The 17,748-nt window shown below is 56.8% G+C and carries 19 protein-coding genes and 1 tRNA gene; 17 read left to right on the forward strand and 3 right to left on the reverse strand.

Going from position 1 to position 17,748, the window contains the following annotated elements; all coding sequences use genetic code 11:
- Positions 1-35: 35 nt before the first annotated feature.
- From D8U69_RS05855 to D8U69_RS05895, 9 genes are all read left to right on the forward strand, one after another.
- A complete protein-coding gene (locus D8U69_RS05855; protein ID WP_130906904.1) occupies positions 36-1,652 on the forward strand; it encodes a hypothetical protein in 1,617 nt (538 codons plus the stop codon).
- Positions 1,653-1,660: 8 nt separating this feature from the next.
- Positions 1,661-5,305 carry a hypothetical protein gene (locus tag D8U69_RS05860; RefSeq protein ID WP_130906905.1) on the forward strand — a complete coding sequence of 1,215 codons (3,645 nt, stop codon included), beginning with the start codon at positions 1,661-1,663 and terminating at the stop codon, positions 5,303-5,305.
- Positions 5,306-5,371: 66 nt separating this feature from the next.
- Complete coding sequence (locus D8U69_RS05865; RefSeq protein WP_130906906.1) at positions 5,372-6,958, forward strand: phage tail fiber protein; 1,587 nt, start codon at positions 5,372-5,374, stop codon at positions 6,956-6,958.
- Between the two features lie 9 nt (positions 6,959-6,967).
- Positions 6,968-7,822, forward strand: a complete 855-nt coding sequence (locus D8U69_RS05870) for a hypothetical protein (RefSeq protein ID WP_130906907.1) — start codon at positions 6,968-6,970, stop codon at positions 7,820-7,822.
- A complete protein-coding gene (locus D8U69_RS05875; RefSeq protein ID WP_130906908.1) occupies positions 7,819-8,064 on the forward strand; it encodes a hypothetical protein in 246 nt (81 codons plus the stop codon). The genes D8U69_RS05870 and D8U69_RS05875 overlap by 4 nt, the downstream gene beginning before the upstream one ends.
- The gene (locus D8U69_RS05880) at positions 8,061-8,288 is read left to right on the forward strand and encodes a hypothetical protein (protein WP_130906909.1); all 228 of its coding nucleotides are present in this window, start codon (positions 8,061-8,063) and stop codon (positions 8,286-8,288) included. Before D8U69_RS05875 ends, D8U69_RS05880 begins: the two co-directional genes overlap by 4 nt.
- The gene (locus D8U69_RS05885; protein ID WP_130906910.1) at positions 8,263-8,496 is read left to right on the forward strand and encodes a hypothetical protein; all 234 of its coding nucleotides are present in this window, start codon (positions 8,263-8,265) and stop codon (positions 8,494-8,496) included. The genes D8U69_RS05880 and D8U69_RS05885 overlap by 26 nt, the downstream gene beginning before the upstream one ends.
- Before the next feature lie 108 nt (positions 8,497-8,604).
- The gene (terL, locus tag D8U69_RS05890; protein WP_130906911.1) at positions 8,605-10,281 is read left to right on the forward strand and encodes a phage terminase large subunit; all 1,677 of its coding nucleotides are present in this window, start codon (positions 8,605-8,607) and stop codon (positions 10,279-10,281) included.
- 44 nt (positions 10,282-10,325) lie between these two features.
- Complete coding sequence (locus D8U69_RS05895) at positions 10,326-11,030, forward strand: hypothetical protein (RefSeq protein ID WP_130906912.1); 705 nt, start codon at positions 10,326-10,328, stop codon at positions 11,028-11,030.
- 277 nt (positions 11,031-11,307) lie between these two features.
- On the opposite strand, the gene D8U69_RS05900 is transcribed toward D8U69_RS05895, so the two are convergent.
- Together D8U69_RS05900 and D8U69_RS05905 are read right to left on the reverse strand one after the other, a co-directional pair.
- Positions 11,308-11,613, reverse strand: coding sequence for a hypothetical protein (locus D8U69_RS05900; RefSeq protein WP_130906913.1), 306 nt, complete (start codon positions 11,611-11,613; stop codon positions 11,308-11,310).
- Positions 11,614-11,745: 132 nt separating this feature from the next.
- On the reverse strand, positions 11,746-12,252 hold the full coding sequence (locus D8U69_RS05905) for a hypothetical protein (RefSeq protein ID WP_130906914.1): 507 nt from the start codon (positions 12,250-12,252) through the stop codon (positions 11,746-11,748).
- A gap of 906 nt (positions 12,253-13,158) precedes the next feature.
- On the opposite strand from D8U69_RS05905, the gene D8U69_RS05910 reads away from it, so the two are divergent.
- The 7 genes from D8U69_RS05910 to D8U69_RS05930 all read left to right on the forward strand — a co-directional run bounded on the left by D8U69_RS05910 (position 13,159) and on the right by D8U69_RS05930 (position 16,429).
- Positions 13,159-13,818 carry a hypothetical protein gene (locus tag D8U69_RS05910; protein ID WP_130906915.1) on the forward strand — a complete coding sequence of 220 codons (660 nt, stop codon included), beginning with the start codon at positions 13,159-13,161 and terminating at the stop codon, positions 13,816-13,818.
- 109 nt (positions 13,819-13,927) lie between these two features.
- Positions 13,928-14,119 (forward strand): hypothetical protein, encoded by a 192-nt coding sequence (locus D8U69_RS05915; RefSeq protein WP_130906916.1) that lies wholly within the window; start codon positions 13,928-13,930, stop codon positions 14,117-14,119.
- The gene (locus D8U69_RS29430; RefSeq protein WP_177434550.1) at positions 14,116-14,283 is read left to right on the forward strand and encodes a hypothetical protein; all 168 of its coding nucleotides are present in this window, start codon (positions 14,116-14,118) and stop codon (positions 14,281-14,283) included. The genes D8U69_RS05915 and D8U69_RS29430 overlap by 4 nt, the downstream gene beginning before the upstream one ends.
- A 69-nt stretch (positions 14,284-14,352) precedes the next feature.
- A complete protein-coding gene (locus D8U69_RS29435) occupies positions 14,353-14,520 on the forward strand; it encodes a hypothetical protein (protein ID WP_177434551.1) in 168 nt (55 codons plus the stop codon).
- Positions 14,521-14,708: 188 nt separating this feature from the next.
- Positions 14,709-15,110 (forward strand): hypothetical protein, encoded by a 402-nt coding sequence (locus D8U69_RS05920; protein ID WP_130906917.1) that lies wholly within the window; start codon positions 14,709-14,711, stop codon positions 15,108-15,110.
- 313 nt (positions 15,111-15,423) lie between these two features.
- A complete protein-coding gene (locus D8U69_RS05925) occupies positions 15,424-15,708 on the forward strand; it encodes a hypothetical protein (RefSeq protein WP_130906918.1) in 285 nt (94 codons plus the stop codon).
- A 382-nt stretch (positions 15,709-16,090) separates the two neighbouring features.
- On the forward strand, positions 16,091-16,429 hold the full coding sequence (locus D8U69_RS05930; protein WP_130906919.1) for a MarR family winged helix-turn-helix transcriptional regulator: 339 nt from the start codon (positions 16,091-16,093) through the stop codon (positions 16,427-16,429).
- A gap of 7 nt (positions 16,430-16,436) precedes the next feature.
- Here the strand turns inward: D8U69_RS05930 and D8U69_RS05935 are convergent.
- Positions 16,437-16,521, reverse strand: a tRNA-Leu gene (locus D8U69_RS05935).
- Positions 16,522-16,533: 12 nt separating this feature from the next.
- On the opposite strand from D8U69_RS05935, the gene D8U69_RS05940 reads away from it, so the two are divergent.
- Positions 16,534-17,607, forward strand: coding sequence for a site-specific integrase (locus D8U69_RS05940; protein WP_130906920.1), 1,074 nt, complete (start codon positions 16,534-16,536; stop codon positions 17,605-17,607).
- The last annotated feature ends 141 nt before the right edge of the window (positions 17,608-17,748 follow it).

A 17,748-nucleotide genomic window follows, 5' to 3' on the forward strand; every position in this document is an offset into this window, starting at 1 on the left:
GCCAAAAGAGGGGGCGAGCGGTAACCCAGCGGGCTATGTCGGCCCGAGTAGGTCTGGCCCCGGCTGCGGCTCGGGTCGAAACCTACGTTAGACCTCAAGCAATCGCCCAGGATCATCGCCTGGGCCAGCTTGCTGATGCGCTGTCGTCCTTGAACCCTTCCCTGGAGCGGTACGCGGCTGCGACCACCAAGGACATGGAAAAGGAGCAGATGCAGAAGCTGCGGTTCTATACCGAGCAGTTCACGAAGGACAAGGAGTCCGGGGCTGTCAGTTCAACCCAGGTGCAGGAACAGTTCCCAGAGCTGGTTCCCACCGTGGCAGCCCGTATCGCCCAGGCTACAGGGGAGCAGGAGGCTAAGCAGTGGGCGCTCGATCAGGTGCAAGACGTTCTACAGAACGACGAGTTGCGCCTGAATACGGCCAATCGCAAGCAGTTCCTCGACGGAGTCCGCAAGCAAGCCTTCGAGAAAACCGGGGGCCAGGACTTTTACGGTAGCGGTTTCCTCGACCAAGTCGACCGGACTCTGAACGAGTTCGAGACCACTTGGATGCGCGAGACTGCGCAATACCACCAGGAACTCCAGAAGAACTCCTTCTCGGACGCAGTGGTGAATACCCTGAAAAACAAGGGCGACCTCATGGCCCTGGACGAGGAGTGGAAGCAGTCGTCGTCGCTTAATAACATCGAGCGGAACAAGATCGTTGTGGACTCGGTGGTTGCACAGGCGGTGGCCGATAGCAACACCAAACTGCTCGACTCGGTCCCGCCCCGGTTCCTTAACGCTACATCGAAGGCCGAACTGGCCAAGGTGGGTCAACAGATCGAGGCTGCGAAATACTCCGAGTTCGTGAGGGCCAAGGAGATTGCTGAGTTCCAACGGTCTCAGAGCATCCGTTCGGGCAAGGCTTCGATCCTGCAACGGCTGGTCAGTGGCGATGCTGTGAACCCAGCTGATTACTACAAGACCCCGGAGCTGTACGAGTACGCCCTGCGGCTGAACTCCCAGCCCACCTTGGATTCAACCTACAGCACCCGCAACGCTGCCTCGGTGCGGTCGAAGTTGCTCCAGGCCGGGACCACAGGTTCGTTCACCCAGGCGTTCGAGAGTGACCCTGAATTCCTGTACGACTTCCGCCAGGACGGCGACGTTACAGAGGACAAGCTGCGTGACCACATCATGGCTCGCAACGACCTCAACCCCCACGACAAGCAGAAGCTGATCGATGACATCCCGACCCTGATGGGAGGGGTGAACTTGCTGCGTGATAAGGACGTGACTACCTACTTCGACTCCAACCTGGGAGACGACCTCAAGGTATTCGCTCAGTCGCCCCAAGGCCAAGTCCTGCAAATCCAGGGGGTTAACGCCCAAGGGACCGTCCGCTCGACGTTCTTCAACACCCTGGGCTCCGAGGTCAACGCTTACATCGAGGAAAAGGGTGAGGTGCCCCGTGGCCGCGCCAAGCTGGAACTACTGGATCGCGCCCGCCAAGCCGCCGATATGCGTCTCCAAAACCTGCAAAACCGCATGGGTCAATCGCAACCCCAAGCAACCAACAAACCTGCACCGTCCCCACAGAAGGCTGCGCCGGAAGGCTCGGCTGGCTCGTTCCGTCTACCGAACGGCGTGGAGGTGCGCCGAGTAGAGTGAGGAATTGAATGGCCGTTTACGAGATCAATGGCGCTCGCTACGAGCTACCTGATGACCTCCATGGGAATCAGCTCAACGAAACCCTGATGTACCTCTCACAGTCCGCGTCGAACGACGAAGCAGCTTCTGCGCCCAAAGATCACCAGTATGGTCCGGTTGGTGAGGACATCGAGCCTGAGGCGTTGGTGGGTGACAAGGACTGGCTCACCGCAGCACGGGTCATGTACCAAATGAACGAAGGACGAGAGTTCCAGGGCAGCGATCAAGAGTTGTCCGACTGGGGTCTCGACATGATGGGGTGGTTCAATTACAACTTACCTTCGATGGCTGTCGACGCTGCTCAGATCCACAACGCTGAGCAGTTCGAGAAGGAAGCCTTCCTTCACATGATGGACACCTACGACCACGTCAACGCCTCCTGGGCGGGGGCTGGTCGGTTCTTCAAAGGTGTCCTGGCTGATCCAACCACCTACGTCGGATTGGGAACCCTGGGCATTGGCCTGGGCGGTAAGGAGGCTGCCAAACAAGCCACCAAGGCGGGCGTTCGCGAACTCCTCAAGTCTGGCCTAAAGACCGGCACAGTCGCTGGCGTTGAAGGCGCGATGTACGGGGCCGTGGATAACACGATCCGCCAGAGCGTTGAAGTAACCGCAGGTCGTAAGGAGGAGATTGATGGAACGTCTGTTCTGGGCAGTGCTGCCGTGGGTGCAGGGGTTGGTCTGGTTGGGGGTACTGTACTCTCTGCTGTTTCAGACTCACTAGCAGCCAAGTGGCGTAACCGGATGTTCGAGGCAGAGGCGCCCGCTAATGCGCCGGATCATCTGCCCTCGATCAGGCTCGATGAACCCACCCCAGGCGAAGCCCCGAAAGTCCAACCGGAAGCCGGGGCTGAGCCGCTAAAGCTGCCCTCAATCAACCTTGATGAACCCCAGCCTGGTACTGACGTGATCCGCATGTCTCCCGGCAAGGACATCGAGACTCCTGCCCGCGAAGGGGAGATGATCTTCAACCGCACTCTGGATCAGCTCAATACGCCTGAGCTGGACAACCAGATTCCATTCGTTCCCAGGAACATGGAGGAGGTCACCAAGTTTGCAGAGTCTCTTGCGGAAGACCTCCGCGACCTGCATTACACCCAAGTCGAGGACATTGTCGATCAGCTCCGCACTACGAAGATGACCCAAGCCGAGTGGGGGAGCTTCAACCGCTCAACTCAGATCGCCGTGGATCAACTACGTGTCGAGCTATCCAAAGTCATTAAGGAAGCCCAGAGCACCAGTAATCCCGAGAAGTTGGTCCAGCTGGGCCAACAGCAAGAGAAGCTGGAACGGCTGCTGGCTCCGACTGCGACGATGGACGAGGCTTTCTCGTCGCTCACAGGCTCCATGCTGCGGCAACGCCAGGAAGGTCTCACGGCTCTCCGTGGGCTGAGTCCAGAGGAGTTGATGAAGCAGGGCATGGACAAGGAAGCAGCCGACGCCGAGTTTGCTCGCCGTGTCGATGTAGCCATGGAAAGTGCCGAGACCAAGCAGAAAACCCAGGAGTACGACTCCGCAATCTCTGCAGCCCTGGCCAAGGGTGACGTGGACGAAGCTGCAAGGCTCACCGTGGTCAAGCAGGAGGAGCTGGCTATCGACGCTGAGTCGGCTGTTGGCACCAACCCTGGGTTCATCCGCAAGGCCAACGAGCTGATCATCTCCAACGTGTTTAGCCCGACCACCTTGGCCGTCAACCTCGTACCTTCCATGGCCAAAGTGCTGTACCGGCCTACGCTCAACGCGGCCCTATCGAACCCCTTCGAGAAGGCTACTCGCCGCGAGATGATGGCTACCTACAGCGCCATGCGGTCAGCAACCGGTGGAGCCTGGAGAGCAGCAAAAGCTGCGTTCCGATACGAACAAGCCATCCTCACCAGGGAGTCTGGCCGTCTGCTTGAGGGCGAGTTGGCGATCAAAGGGCTAAAGGGCGGGGTGGTTCGTATGTTTCCCCGACTGCTTAACGCTTCGGATGAGTTCATGTCGCGCCTGACCTACGAAGGTTTCATCGCCGGGAAGGTGGCCAACAACGCATTCGAGGAGGGCGAACGCCAGGGACTCAAGGGCAGGGAGCTGAACCAGTATGTTAAGGCCCAGGTGAAGTCTGCCATCGAGTCCTCCTATGCCAAACCTACGGCCCAGGAGAACCTGAACGTGGTATTGAACAAAGGCCGTACCCTTGGCTACTCCGGCCAGAAGCTGGTCAGTTACGTTCAGCGTGAGATGGCAAGAGATCCTGAGGCACTGCGGCATGGCCACGACAAAGAGGCCATCGACTACGTCCGCGACGTGCTCTACAAGCGGGCGTTCAGTGGCGAAGGGTTCGCCTCCAACACCGCCAAACGGTATGAGGATTGGGTGAACGACCATCCGGTGGTTCGCTTGATGGGGCAGTTGTTCTTCCGAACTCCGGTGCGTGTCTTCGAGGAGGGCATGAGGATGACTCCGGGCGTGCAAGTTGTTGCCCCTGGATTCCTCCGTGACCTCCGTGGTGTCAACGGTCGCCGTGCCCAGATGCGTGCCCAGGGCGAAGCAATGATGTCTCTGGCTGCTACCAGCGCTGTTTTGACCTTGTACGCCCAGGGCCGGATCACCGGTGACGGGGCATACTCGGATTGGCGTCAGCAGCGTAATCGCGGCGACTCGGACCTCCCCGAGCCTTACACCATTCGGTTCGACGATGGGACGACTTGGAGCTACCGGAACTTCGACCCCCTGGCTACTCCGATCAAGATCATGATCAATGGTCTGGAGCGCTACGGAAACCTCGCTCTACGGGAGCGTCAGGGTGAATTCATCGATAAGACCGAGTGGCAGCGCGCTATGGGCGCGGTCTCTGTGGGTACTGGGGCGGTTGCCCAGGCCATCCGTGATGCCAATCTCATGGCCGGGGTAGATACCCTGCTCACCCTTGGAGAGGACGCGGCAGATCCCGAGAAGTCGGACGCCGCGATGCTCAAGTTCCTGGGCGAGAAGCTGCGCACTTTGGTGCCCAATACCATGCAGAAGATCGCCAAGACCAACGACCCCACCATCGACGACCCGACTACGTTCTGGCAGATGGTGGAGTCGAAGGTGCTCTTTGGGGGCAGCATGGGGGCGTATGACCGCAGTGCTCCGAAATCCTACGACGTGCTGGGCAATGTCCGGCAAACAGGGGATGAGGGCGCAATGTGGAACATCTTCTCCCTGTCCACCCCGGAGGAGCGGGCCAAGGGGATGAACGATCAGCAGATCGATGTCCTGCGCAAGCTCGATCAGATCAGCAAACAGACCGGAACTACCTTCGTGGCTCCCAACAAGCACCGCCTGATGGGGAATGCGGACCTCCGCAAGACCACCACGGCGGATGGTAAAGAGTCGCTGTATGACCGGTGGCAACGCTACTACAAGGAGCAGCAGCCGGAAGTCGGCCTGTCGCAGATCCTCAACGCCGGTCTTCCTGTGGGCACCCAGTCCGTCAGTGGTCCGGTGGTCCAACAAGTGAACAGCTACATCAACTCCCTCCGTGACGCTGCCTTCTACCGGCTTATGGCCGAGGAAGCTGGCGTTCAGCAAGGCGTAATCCAGAACCTGCACCGCAAAGCGGAAGTGAAAGCGGGCTTCTGGGATCAGTAATAACCATTCGTTCAACGCACAGGGGCGGCCTTCGGGTCGCCCTTTTTATTTGTCTGGAGGAAACGCATGGCTCTAGCGCGAGTCACCTACACCCAGAGCGTGAGCGGTAACCGCAACTTCTCGGTGCCTTTCCCGTACATCTCGCGGGACCACGTCAAGGTCACCGTGAACGGGACCGCAAGCACGTTCTCCTGGCTGTCGGCCTCGTCCATCCAATTGACCACGGCACCTGCTGTCGGGGTCAAGGTTGAGGTACGCCGGGTTACCGAGCGGAACTCCACCCTGGTGGACTTTGCGGACGGCTCTACGCTCACCGAAAGCCAGCTCGATCTGGCAAACAAGCAGAACTTCTACCTGGCCCAGGAAGCGGATGACCTGGCTGTCGAATCCAACGGGCTAGCCAAGGTCGCAACCGATACTGCCAACGCTGCGACCACCACGGCCAACGAGGCGAAGACCCTCGCCACTACCGCTGTGAGCGCCGCTAACACCGCCAGCTCGACTGCCAACACCGCTGACTCGAAGGCGACTTCTGCCGTGAGCACTGCCAACACGGCCAACACCAAGGCGGATCAGGCCCTGGCCAAGGCCGCAAACGCCGAAACCGTGGCGGGGGCTGCCAACTCCAAGGCAGATAGCGCCGTGAGCACGGCAAACACCGCCAGCGGCACCGCCAACGGCGCATCGACCCTGGCCAACGCTGCGAAGACCCAGGCAGAGCGTGCTGAGGCGGCCTCGAACACCGCAACCAACACCGCCAACACGGCTCTGGCCACCGCGAACACCGCGCTCCAGAACTCGGCCAACGCCTCCTATCTGGCAAACCAGTCGGAGCAGAGCGCCCGAGACGCGAAAGGGGCGGCTGAATCGGCTGCCCAGGACGCGGCGACTGCCGTGCAGACCGCAAGTGGTCTCCAAGTCACCGTGAACAAGGTGCTTCAGGACGTACAGCAGATCGCTGGCGGCGACCTGTCGGACTTCTCCAAGAACTCCCGCAACCTCGCTGACCTGAGCGACAAGGCTGCTGCCCGTAGCAATCTGGGCCTGGGGCAAGTCGACAACACCCGCGACCTCGACAAGCCGGTCTCCACGGCGACTCAACAGGCGCTGGCAGGTAAAGCAGATAGTGGGCACACCCACGCGATCTCCCAGGTGAATGGCCTCCAGACAGCTCTCGATGGCAAGGCTGCAGCCGCCCATAGCCACCCAATCTCCGATGTCACGGGGCTGCAGAGTGCCTTGGACGGCAAGGCTGCGTCTGGGCACGGCCATGCGATCTCTGATGTGTCCGGCTTACAGAGCGCGCTCAACGCCGCTAGCGGGCTGACTCAAGGCGCGACTGGTCAAGACCCTAACGGTGCGGTGACCCAGCTCATCCTGACGAACCACGCGAACACCCCTAACGCGGGGTACTACTGGCACATCTACACGAGCTTCTACTCGTCTATCGCTGCCTCCAGCAACCGAGCGCAGATCGCCATTCAGTACAACGGCGGTGCTCAGGCTTACTGCCGGTCGTGTTACAGCGGAACATGGACTCCCTGGATTCGTATGGATAACGGCAGTCTCGGCACGGCTTCTACAAAGAACCTCACCGTCTCCACTGCGGCGCCTTCGGGTGGCATTGATGGCGATGTGTGGATTCAGTACTGAGGAGATTCCATGCCACTTAATGTGAACGCCGGGGGCAGTTGGAGGACTGCCTCCAAGGTCTACGCAAAAGTTGCCGATGCGTGGGTTAACGCGAAGGAGCTTTGGGCCTACATGAGCGGTGGTTGGCGTAGTGCCTGGAAAAATGAGATCCGCTACGTAAATACAGCCAATCGCACCGGGGCGAGTGTCCACGAGCTGATGGGTTCTCCCACGCAGCCCAACACCTACATCTTCGAGAACCAAGCAACGATCTCTGCTGGAGTAGGAAGCTACGCGCTGCGTACAGGGGTGTTCCCCGCTGGCTCGACCCTCGTAATCATCAACAAAGGTGTCATTCAAGGGAAGGGCGGAAGCGGCGGTGCTTTCAACGTAGCTGGAGGCGCTGGGGGCAATGCACTGTACATCGACTATCCCTGCACCATCGACAACGGCCTCGGGTACATCTACGGCGGCGGTGGAGGCGGTGGAGGGGTGAACTCGGTTAACGGCGGCTATTACCTCCGTACCGCAGGGGGTGGGGGCGCTGGCGCCACAGGCGGTGATGTCTCTACTACCTCGACGAACGCCACGACCTTGTCGGGAAGCAATCTTGTCCAGGCCGGAGTGGGGTCGTCATCCGCAGGGGGAAGTGGAGGGGTGATCAACTGGACGATAGCCGCGACGATTTACCTACGGCAATACGGCGGCGCGGGAGGTGCTCCAGGCTCAGCCGGTGTAGCGGGGACTTACGCGATTACGGGCGTTTCTTATTCCAGCTCCGTGACCGCTTCAGGCGCCGCTGGCTCGGCCATCAGTAGAAACGGATACACCGTGACTATCACCGCTGGCAACGACACTACTCATATCAAAGGAGCAGTAATTTGAACGACTTTAAGATCCTTTCTATCGACGCTGCCACCAAGACGATGGTGGTCGATTGGGGTTTCGTGACACTCAATCACGACATTCCGCTGTACATCCTTGAGAACCCGGACCTTCCCAAGGAAGTGATGTTGGCGAACATCGGCTACATGCGTCCGCCAGCTCCGATTGATCTGGAGGTTCCCCCAGCACTTATGGAGTTGGTCGAGCCTGTGGTGAAGCCTCTGGAGGAGACTACGGAGTGAGTACTCGCCATATCGCTGAGCAAGCTGCCATTGTCACCACTCCTGTGCCCGTGGGTGTCTCAGGGATGACGATGTTTGGAATCACCTTGCAGGACTGGGTGTTTATCGGCACCGCGATGCTGCTGCTGTTCCAGATCATTGTCTTCCTACCTAAGGTACGGGATGCCCTGAAATCTCTGTTCCGAAAGGAGAAAACCTGTGACCGCACCGAAAGAGCTTCTTGAGGCTCTGCACTCGGCGGTCGGTGAACAGTTGCTGGCACGGATCGCGTCCGGCCAAGCCACGGCCTCGGATTTCGCCCAGGCCATCAAGTTCTTGAAGGACAACGGCATCGAGGCAATCCCGACTGCCGGTAACTCCCTGGAGCGCCTGTCGAACTCCCTGGCAAGCCAGCTCCCGTTCACCGATCCCAACGATTCCGCTTACCACTAACAATCCTGCCTAGAAGGCCCGTAGAGCGTCTCCAGCTATCCACTAGTGCATTCGTACTGGTTGGGTAGATGGCGGCGCTCTGCGCGTTTCTGCGGAGCTTAAAACCCTATGTCTTTGCCTGAGTCTCACCCTTTACGGGACTTCAGGAACTTCCTCTTTGTCGTTTGGGAGTTCCTTTGGAAGGCGGGGGCCATCACGGCAGCAAAGCCAGACCCCACGCCCATTCAATACGACATCGCATACTTCCTACAGCATGGCCCACGCCGAAAGGTGATCGAGGCTTTCCGGGGAGTAGGCAAGAGCTGGATCACCTCGGCCTACGTCTGTTGGCGACTCCTGCTCGATGCCAACCTCAACTTCCTCGTTGTGTCCGCCTCGAAGGACCGTGCTGACCAGTTCTCCACGTTCACCAAGCGGCTGATCTTCGAGTTGCCGATCCTGTCGCACCTGCGCCCACGGGACGGCCAGCGCAACTCCAACATCATGTTCGACGTTGGCCCTGCTGGTATCAGCCATTCGCCGTCGGTGAAGTCTGTAGGTATCACCGGCCAGCTCACCGGTAGCCGTGCTGACGAGATCATCGCGGACGACGTTGAGTCGTTGAACAACTCGCTCACCCAGGTGATGCGCGACCAGCTCTCTGAGCGAATCAAGGAGTTCGACGCGATCATCAAACCCGGTGGACGTATCACGTTCCTGGGCACGCCTCAGACCGAGATGTCGATCTACAACCAGCTCACTGAGCGTGGCTACCAGATCCGCGTATGGCCAGCCCGCGTACCAGAAGACCCCGATAAGTACCAGGGCCGGTTGGCTCCCTACATCATGGACATGATCGCCCGTGGTGCTAAGACCAGGGAGACCACAGACCCCAAGCGGTTCAGCTCGGAGGATCTGCTAGAGCGTGAGGCTTCCTATGGACGCTCAGGCTTTGCCCTGCAGTTCATGCTGGACACCAGCCTGTCGGATGCCGAGAAGTACCCGCTGCGGCTGCAAGACCTGATCATCATGCCCCTGGATACCCGGATGGCACCCGTGAAGGTTGTCTGGTCGTCCGGCCCTGAGTACACCCTCAGCGATGTCCCTTGCGTAGGGATGGGGGGTGACCGGTTCTACAGGCCCATGTGGACTGCCCAGGACATGGCTGACTACACCGGCTCGGTGATGTTCATCGACCCGTCTGGTCGCGGTAAGGATGAGACCTCGTATGCGGTCGTGAAGATGCTGCACGGGTGGCTCTACTTGGTCGACTGCGGGGGCTTCACCGGAGGGTACAACGACGAGACCCTCAAGAGCCTTTGCCTTGTGGCAGCCAAGCACTCGGTCAATCTGGTACTGGTGGAGCCTAACTTCGGTGACGGTATGTTCCTCGAACTCCTCAAGCCCTGGATGACCAGGTTCCACCCGGTGACCTTGGAGGAGGCCCCAAGGGCGTCCATGCAGAAGGAGAAGCGGATCATCGACGTACTGGAGCCGGTGATGAACCAGCATCGGTTGGTGGTCGATAAGGCGTTGATCAAGAAGGACTACGACTCAGCTCCCGATCCCAAGTACAGCCTGTTCTACCAGCTCACTCGCATCACCAAGGACAAGGGCGCATTGATCCACGATGACCGCCTGGATGCGCTTGCAGGAGCAGTTGCGTACTGGGTGGAGCAGATGGGGAGGGACACCGAGAAAGCCGCTACAGCGCACAGGGAGAAGCTCATCGACGCCGAGCTACAACGCTTCAAGGATTCGGTATTAGGTGCCAGACCTTCTGAACTCCGTTGGTTCAGCATGTAAACTATGGGGGAGGGATCCCCCTTTTTCATGTGAACGGAGCATCTATGTTTGATCTTGGAAAGGCTTTAGGGCCTCTGATATTTAGTCCCGCTACATTTGGAACGCTTTGTGATCTGCTTGAAGATGACGACGCGTTGAAGGTGCACTTTCAGAAATGGCAGTTTAAGTCTTTGGATGAAGAGTCCGGTGAAATCATTACGCGGCCTGTATCTTCTCTCAGTGCAGCTTTTCAAGAGCGCGTAGAAAAAAACTATCGCCAGGAAATTTCTGATGCACGCTTACATTATGGCACCATGATGTTGGTCACTGCCTACACTCATTTGGAAGACAACGTAGCAACTTTTTTCTATGAGGCGTTTCTCAAAAAACCTCAACTGATGATCGACTATATAAGGCGTGGAGGTGGTGATCTGACGATCCCTATGAACGTCTTTGTTGAAAAGGACAAGGATGAGATCCTTGGTCAGATGGCGAGAGAACAGTCAGCTAAAGCGACCAATGGGGATATTTCTAAAGTATGCAAAAGAATAAAAAACGTCTCAGGCTTTAGTATTTCAGCGGATTTACAGGACAGAGCTTCCGTGTTGCAAAAAAAGCGTAACGACATAGTCCACGAAGCTAAGATGATGGTGTTGAGTCGAGAAGAAATAATCAATAGCTTCGAAATCGTTCGAGAGATGCTGGTGAGCCTTGCGAGAGCGGCACAATCTTTAGGTATCGAGATTGATGACCCAGCACATTTGTTGTAAGGCTGATTACCACACAGTTATGGAGGAAGAGATCCTCTAGGGAGACACTCAAGGCTGCTCGGTTGAGATACCTTCAGTGCCCTGCAAACCACATCTTTGAGCTTCAGGCATACAGACCCTCTCATCCCTCACCGGATCAAGGTTGTTGATGAACCTGACAGTGCCGGTGGAGGAGGTGATGGCACCTCCATCGAGGCACGGCTACCTGCTAACGCAGGGTGATAGTGGATGGCAGGGAGACATCTAAGGACTACTGGTTGAGATACTTAATCCTCTGTCAGTTGTCTGCTGTGCCCGCTCTCACTCGCTCCACGTACTGCTTCCTTCTGTCTGGATAAACATCAGGAATGTCTACCCTCGCATAGCGTTCATCCCTCCCAACGCCTTTGTAGTCCCTCAAGTACTTACCGAACTCAGCTCTCAGCACCAACCTTGCTCCCTCGGTCCCGAACTCATTCACCAGAAGCTCTAACGCAAGGCGGGCTAGGTCTTCCGTTTTCTGGCAATACACGATGTAGGACTCACCGCTGTGGCGTATAGCGAGCATGGAGTTCAGGCTTACGTAGGTCTTGTGGGGTGGCATGAGGAGGGTCTCCGAGGATTACCTGGGAGAGAATACCACTGGATGTTCATACAGTGTAGACGGTGGAGGGGTGCTTCGTCGGGGGGATTGTCATCATGACACTGAGATAGCAACCACCCCGATCTGTTCGGCTTATGTAGCGGAGGCTTTCAATTCAGGCAGTATGGAAGCCAGCAGGGTGCTAAAGCTGATATCCCCAATTGGGCCGTTCTTGTCGCCATAGGTGAACGTGTTGAATGCGCCGTTAAAGTAATGGAGCTGGCAGGTATCTTTCATCCCCAAACCCACTATTGTGACAGCGCCGGAACAGAGCATTGGAACCTCCGGCGCCCAGCCAATATTTATGTAAGACGGGCCGATCAACAGTTCCGTATCAGCAAACGTTAATTTCAGCCCTGGCCCTTTTTGCTCAGCTTTCCTGCCGCTGGCGTCTGTACTGCTGTAAGTGAATTCGATTCCTTTGACGGAGAAGCCGTCGAGTTCATGGAGCGGATGTACCCACGAGGCAACCCCATTTATGAGGTTGCGGAGCTGCTCTCTCCATTCTTGAAAAGCTTGCTGAGAAACGCGGCTGCTTTCCATACGAGTTTCAATGTGATTTCTCGCAGCGTTCTTGAGGGCGTTCAGGTGGTTGCTCACATCTAGTCCTTATGCTGTGTGGGGTTACTAAATCGACTTATACGCTAGTTTTTGGCAAAAATGCGAAATGACATAACGCCAGCTCCGCACCGCGAGTCCCCCGGTGGGGGTGGGTGCCAGGGCTGCTTATCGAGGGGGCACCGGGGGGCACCTGGGGTTGATCCTGGGGCCAGCGACACAAGACACGACACAAGATGCCCGCAAAGCCGCGCCGTTGCTGGGCCTACGAGAGATTATGAATCCGTAGGGCAGCCATATAGGCGCATTGCCGGGGCGATCCTGAGCGGGGGAGTAGGGCGGTTGCGGTGGCTATGCTGCGCTTTGTTCTTGTGTGGGCTTGTGGTGTCGTGTCTTATTTTTTTCTTCTAACCAAACTATCTAGTAGTCCCCATCAAGTCACACCACAAGCCATAGCGTCTCGCTAACCCACTCGCAAGAGACTTGACATCCTATCCACTATCGCATAAGATGCGCAGCCATGGAGGTTCGGTAAGCGGACCATAAGCCCAGCCCCAAGGGCCAGCCAGTCAAGGATAAAGACGTTAAAACCCAAGTGGCACAAGGGGCGCAGCGCTGAATCACTGGTACAGCCTCAACGGTCAAGGCCAGACGACAAAGGTTGCAGGGTGATAGAAACAGTCGCTTGACAAGCTATCCACTAGCGCATAAGATGCGCAGCCAAGAGGTAAGCGAAAGCCAACCTCGAGAGTCGAAAGGCTCACCGCTCTTTAACAATCTGGATGATGGTGCCCGTAGGTAACACCAACGGCAAGGAATGCCGGTAATCCCCAAGGATGGTGGATGCCTCAAGGCGCACTAGCAGTACCACTGGGACATTCCCAGGATTAGTGCGCCTTGAAGTATCCACCAGTGGATACGTTTAGCCCAACAAACGGAGAATTACAGATGGCTATTCGCATCAGTGTTACTTCAAAACTAGACGGCATTCGCTCTTGGTCACTGGAGGCCATAGCTACCTGTCCCGGCTCTGTTGGGGCAGACGGTGAACTGGTTCCAGCTTGCAAGGGTTGCTATGCCACCACTGGTAACTATCGGTTCGCCAACGTCAAAGCGCCTCGCCAAGAGAACCGCCAAGACTGGAAGCGCGCCGAGTGGGTAGACGAGATGGTCAAGGAACTGGACAGCGACCGGTATTTCCGGTGGTTCGACTCCGGTGATCTTTACGATCTACGCCTTGCCCACAAGGTTTATCAGGTAATGGCGCGCACTCCATGGTGCCAGCACTGGCTACCGACTCGGATGCACAAGTTCGGGAAGTTTGCCCAGGTGCTGCGCATGATGGAACAACTGCCCAATGTGGTAGTTCGCCGCTCAAGCGACAACGTCGACGGAACCTTCGAGGCTGGCGTACATGGCTCAACCATTGTGCCCACGGCTTCCCAGGCTCAGGCTGGCGTTAAGGTCTGCCAGGCCTACGAGAACGACGGTAAGTGCTCCGGTTGCCGGGCTTGCTGGGATAAAACGGTCTCGGTTGTCGGTTATGTGGCCCACGGCAAAAAGATGGCCTCAGTTCTCAAGAGAGAAGGGCTGATCGCTATCGCCTGAAACAATCCACCGACGCATAGAAAGCGCTAGTGTATTCATCCAAGGCCATCCAGGGGGTGGCCTTCAGTGAATCCACAACAAGCTGCACCACAACCTACAAGGAGCCCCTATGTTCAAGCAGCGTATTCAGCGTGTTTTCCATTGGCATGTCATGCACAAGGGCGAGTCCGCCTGTCACTTGCTGTACCTCGGTGCAACGTTCATCGAAGGTCATGGATACCACGCGATGTTCGCTGGTGGTGTCGCTTTCTTCCTCGTTCTGGGTGCCGTACTGGCCCAACTGGCGGGGGGGGGCGAATGAGCCACCGCCCGCTGTTCCCAAAAATCCCCTGGATGCAGATCGAGCACATCGTGGCCATGAAGTTGGGCTTATCGGTTGCTCTACTCGCCGCCTATGTCGTGCCGCACCCCTGGTCAATCGTGGTCGGGGCTGCAGCCAACATGGTCTGGGTCTGGAAGCTGTAGTGGCTTCATCCAAGGTCATCCACTGGGTGGCCTTCAGTGAACCCACTGAACTCAATAAGGGAAACAACCATGAAGACGTTCAAGAGCCTGGGTCGTGAATTGGCCCGTGAACATACCTACCGGAAAGCCATGCGCCGCTCCAAGGAATGGGGCGATTTCGACGACATGGGCAATGAGCGCATCGAGCGTGCATACCACGCTCAGCGGATGGCCAAGCGCGGCCTGTTGTTCTGCTGAGGTGTGCCATGGCTGCGGCGCTCAAACACGACCAGCAGCTGCCCCTAGAGGGCTGCTTGCTAACTGTTCTTGTGACTGCCCGGTGGTTTCACCGCGAGGGCATACGAACTGGACTCACCAGAGTTCGCAAGGACCACTGGGTTGTCACGCCCAGGGCCTAAATACCACTAGCACTAGGAGATCCACCTATGAACAACGCACTGAAACAAATCGCTGTTGCCGCCTTCACCGCCATGGTCGCAAAGACCGTTGAGCGCGCAGTCCAGGCTGATGCGTTGGATGACGTGGAGGTTGGACGCAAGTTCGACTTTAACGTCCTGAACCGCACCAAAACTGGCCGACTGATCGTCGAAGGGATCGTTTTCCATGTTTGCCACATTGATCTGGCGAAGCTGATGCAGCACGGCCCATTCACCGTGGTGGCCAAGTACAGCGGCGCGATGACCGATGTGGTGTGCCAGGACAAGGAGGGTGACCACTTCATGCTGCCAAGCGGTGTCTTCACTCTGCTTAACCGCTTTGAATCCGGCGACATGCCGCCAGAGCTGCCCTTCGAGTTGGATTCTCAGGAGCTGTCCAAGGTCGCGTGAAAAATTGACCTAGATCAATGGAGTGGCGTTTTGATACTAAAGCGCCACTTGAAATAAAGACTTCTAGTCTCGATTATTCGCGTCCGAATTTCTGTACGGAACGAGGTGGTTGTACAAGTATGGAGAAGGGTCAACTTAGGGCTTTACTTGCTGCGAAAACTGATGATTTCGTTGCCAATGGTCATGAAGTTATCCGATACGCATCACCAACCAATCCCGCCAAGATCAGGCTGGGAGGCTTCCGAAAGGTGTACAACCTCAAGGAGCTAGCGTGGAAAAACGAGCTTTATCGAATGCAGAAGGAGCTGAGTTTATGAACAGAGCCATCGACAGACTCATAGAGGCATCTGACGGCAGATTCATGTCAGTCAAATACGTCAAGGATAACGGGACCATACGTACCTTCACCGGACGAGTTGGTATCCATCACCGTGACGTCCCAGCCCAGTATCGGTGCGATTCGAAGGACCATAAATTCTATCTGCTCTATGTTCCCGGCAAAGGTTATCGCCGGATCAACGCGGACGCAGTACTCGAAGTGACACTTAACGGGGTTACCGCGACCAAGTACGCGGTTCCTCCCGAGATTGCAGCGTGATCAGCTTTGAGGACGCCCTGGACCTCGGTTTTATCGTGGTTCTGATAGGCGTCACAGTGTTCTTCGTAAGCATCACTTAGGAGTTCCACCGGTCTGCGTCCCTTTTCGTCGAGAGGGGCGCAGGGCAGAAGGATTTGCAGGGCATGACGTACACAGGTTCAGGCACTCGACGCCTGTTCAGCACAGAAGCAACAAGGACAGATACGAGAATGTACATCAGTTTTTGCTCTCCAAAGATTTTCGGAAAGCGGTGCTTTTTTGAGTTCGACAGCAATGCACGTCCGCATAAGATGCTGGACTGGATTGTCGAGCCAAACGATGTTTTAATTTGGGTATGGCGAATGCACTTCGTCATTTCCAACGAATCTAGGAGGTAAAAAATATGGCTCTGAACGCCCTCAATGTGATCGAGGAAGTCCTCAAGCGTTTCCGCGACTTCGATCAGGAGATGCAAATGCAGACCGCCCAGACTTTCATCGCGGTCGCTTTACAGCCCGGCATCACCATGAAGGAGCTTTCGGAGCGCGTAGGGATTTCCCAGGCTTCTTGCAGCCGCAACGTGGCAGCTCTGTCCCGAGTTCACAGATTGAATAAGGCAGGGATGGATCTGGTTGTGGCTGCGGAAGACCCGATGGAAAGACGTCGGAAGGTAGTCAAGCTGACTGCGAAAGGTCAGCGTCTGGCCGAAGCACTGACCAAGTTGATCGACGACAACAAATAGAAGTGGTTGGTGCTCGGGGCGGGACTCGAACCCGCACGACGTGAGTCGGAGCATTTTAAGTGCTCTGTGTATACCAATTTCACCACCCGAGCGAGGAGATAACCATGCCGGTAAAGCCAAGAGGTCGAGGCTTTGAGGCCACCGTAAACCACCAAGGTGGAAAACACCGGAGGCAGTTCACCACCCAAGTTGAAGCTGAAGCCTGGGAGAAAGCGACAAAAGCCGCCCTGATGAGGGGCGAGATGATAGCAGATAGCGCGGGGACTGCAAACGGAAATCCCAGCACACTCAAGGAGTTGGCAGACCTTACTTATAAAAGATTCTGGAATGGTCGCCCTGGAGGATCGACTGCCCAACGCAACGCCAACCAGTGCCTGGAAATACTAGGCGAACTCAGCTCTCCAGGCTCGATTACCGAGCAACGTATCGACGACATGGTATTTGCCTTTGAGCAGCAGGGGCTGTTCGATAGCACTATCAACCGGAAACTTTCCGCACTCTCCAAGATGCTGACCTTCGCTTACGAGCGGGGCTACATCTCCCGCAAACCTAAGATCGAACGCAAGAAAGAACCTCAGCATCGCATCCGCTACTTCGACGAAGCGGAGGAGGCGATACTGCTGGGGACGTTCAACCACTTCGGTCTCTATGACATGGCCGACTTCTGTATCGTGGCAATCGACACCGGTATGCGTGTCGGTGAAATCCTACGAATCGAAGACCGCGACGTGAGCAACGGACTCATATCCGTGTGGCGCACGAAGAACGGTAAGGCCCGCTCCATCCCGATGACCAAGCGAGTGAGTGAGGTACTGGATCGTCGGTTCAACGAGGCGCGTCGCCGTCTCAACACCATCGGAAGTGTGAAAGCGTTCGACGGTTGGAATCACAGCAAGGTACGCACCTTGTGGGATAAAGCCCGTCGCCACATGAAGATGATGAACGACCCTCAGTTCGTGCCCCATGCAATGCGTCACACCTTCTGTTCCCGTTTGGTGCAGCGAGGAGTGGACATCGTGACGGTCTCGAAGCTGGCCGGTCATAGCTCAATCGTAGTGACAATGCGGTACGCCCACCTCGCTCCCGATAGTCTGGCTCATGCCATTCGGAAGCTGGAAGAACCCGCAAAAGATGTAAATCCCCAAGCTCGACACACGACACAAATGGTGTCGCGGTAGTGTCGGAAGCCGTGTCGTATGCGTTAGTGGAAAGTAAAAACAATAAGTAAAACAACAACTTACGCTAAGCATAGTTGCGTGCAACAGACTTAAAATCCCCCGCTCGTAAGGGCGTGCCGGTTCGATTCCGGCTTCGGGCAC

It is taken from the genome of Pseudomonas sp. Sample_16, assembly GCF_004307665.1.
Taxonomy (GTDB): domain Bacteria; phylum Pseudomonadota; class Gammaproteobacteria; order Pseudomonadales; family Pseudomonadaceae; genus Aquipseudomonas.

Excerpts from the sequence above, each read along its gene's own strand:
- D8U69_RS05870 (WP_130906907.1), top strand. The coding sequence starts at position 6,968 with ATGCCACTTAATGTGAACGCCGGGGGCAGTTGGAGGACTGCCTCCAAG.
- D8U69_RS05915 (WP_130906916.1), top strand. The coding sequence starts at position 13,928 with ATGTTCAAGCAGCGTATTCAGCGTGTTTTCCATTGGCATGTCATGCAC.
- D8U69_RS05860 (WP_130906905.1), top strand. The coding sequence starts at position 1,661 with ATGGCCGTTTACGAGATCAATGGCGCTCGCTACGAGCTACCTGATGAC.
- D8U69_RS29430 (WP_177434550.1), top strand. The coding sequence starts at position 14,116 with ATGAGCCACCGCCCGCTGTTCCCAAAAATCCCCTGGATGCAGATCGAG.
- D8U69_RS05910 (WP_130906915.1), top strand. The coding sequence starts at position 13,159 with ATGGCTATTCGCATCAGTGTTACTTCAAAACTAGACGGCATTCGCTCT.
- D8U69_RS05920 (WP_130906917.1), top strand. The coding sequence starts at position 14,709 with ATGAACAACGCACTGAAACAAATCGCTGTTGCCGCCTTCACCGCCATG.
- D8U69_RS05940 (WP_130906920.1), top strand. The coding sequence starts at position 16,534 with ATGCCGGTAAAGCCAAGAGGTCGAGGCTTTGAGGCCACCGTAAACCAC.
- D8U69_RS05900 (WP_130906913.1), bottom strand. The coding sequence starts at position 11,613 with ATGCCACCCCACAAGACCTACGTAAGCCTGAACTCCATGCTCGCTATA.
- D8U69_RS29435 (WP_177434551.1), top strand. The coding sequence starts at position 14,353 with ATGAAGACGTTCAAGAGCCTGGGTCGTGAATTGGCCCGTGAACATACC.
- D8U69_RS05925 (WP_130906918.1), top strand. The coding sequence starts at position 15,424 with ATGAACAGAGCCATCGACAGACTCATAGAGGCATCTGACGGCAGATTC.
- D8U69_RS05930 (WP_130906919.1), top strand. The coding sequence starts at position 16,091 with ATGGCTCTGAACGCCCTCAATGTGATCGAGGAAGTCCTCAAGCGTTTC.
- terL (WP_130906911.1), top strand. The coding sequence starts at position 8,605 with ATGTCTTTGCCTGAGTCTCACCCTTTACGGGACTTCAGGAACTTCCTC.
- D8U69_RS05855 (WP_130906904.1), top strand. The coding sequence starts at position 36 with ATGTCGGCCCGAGTAGGTCTGGCCCCGGCTGCGGCTCGGGTCGAAACC.
- D8U69_RS05865 (WP_130906906.1), top strand. The coding sequence starts at position 5,372 with ATGGCTCTAGCGCGAGTCACCTACACCCAGAGCGTGAGCGGTAACCGC.
- D8U69_RS05895 (WP_130906912.1), top strand. The coding sequence starts at position 10,326 with ATGTTTGATCTTGGAAAGGCTTTAGGGCCTCTGATATTTAGTCCCGCT.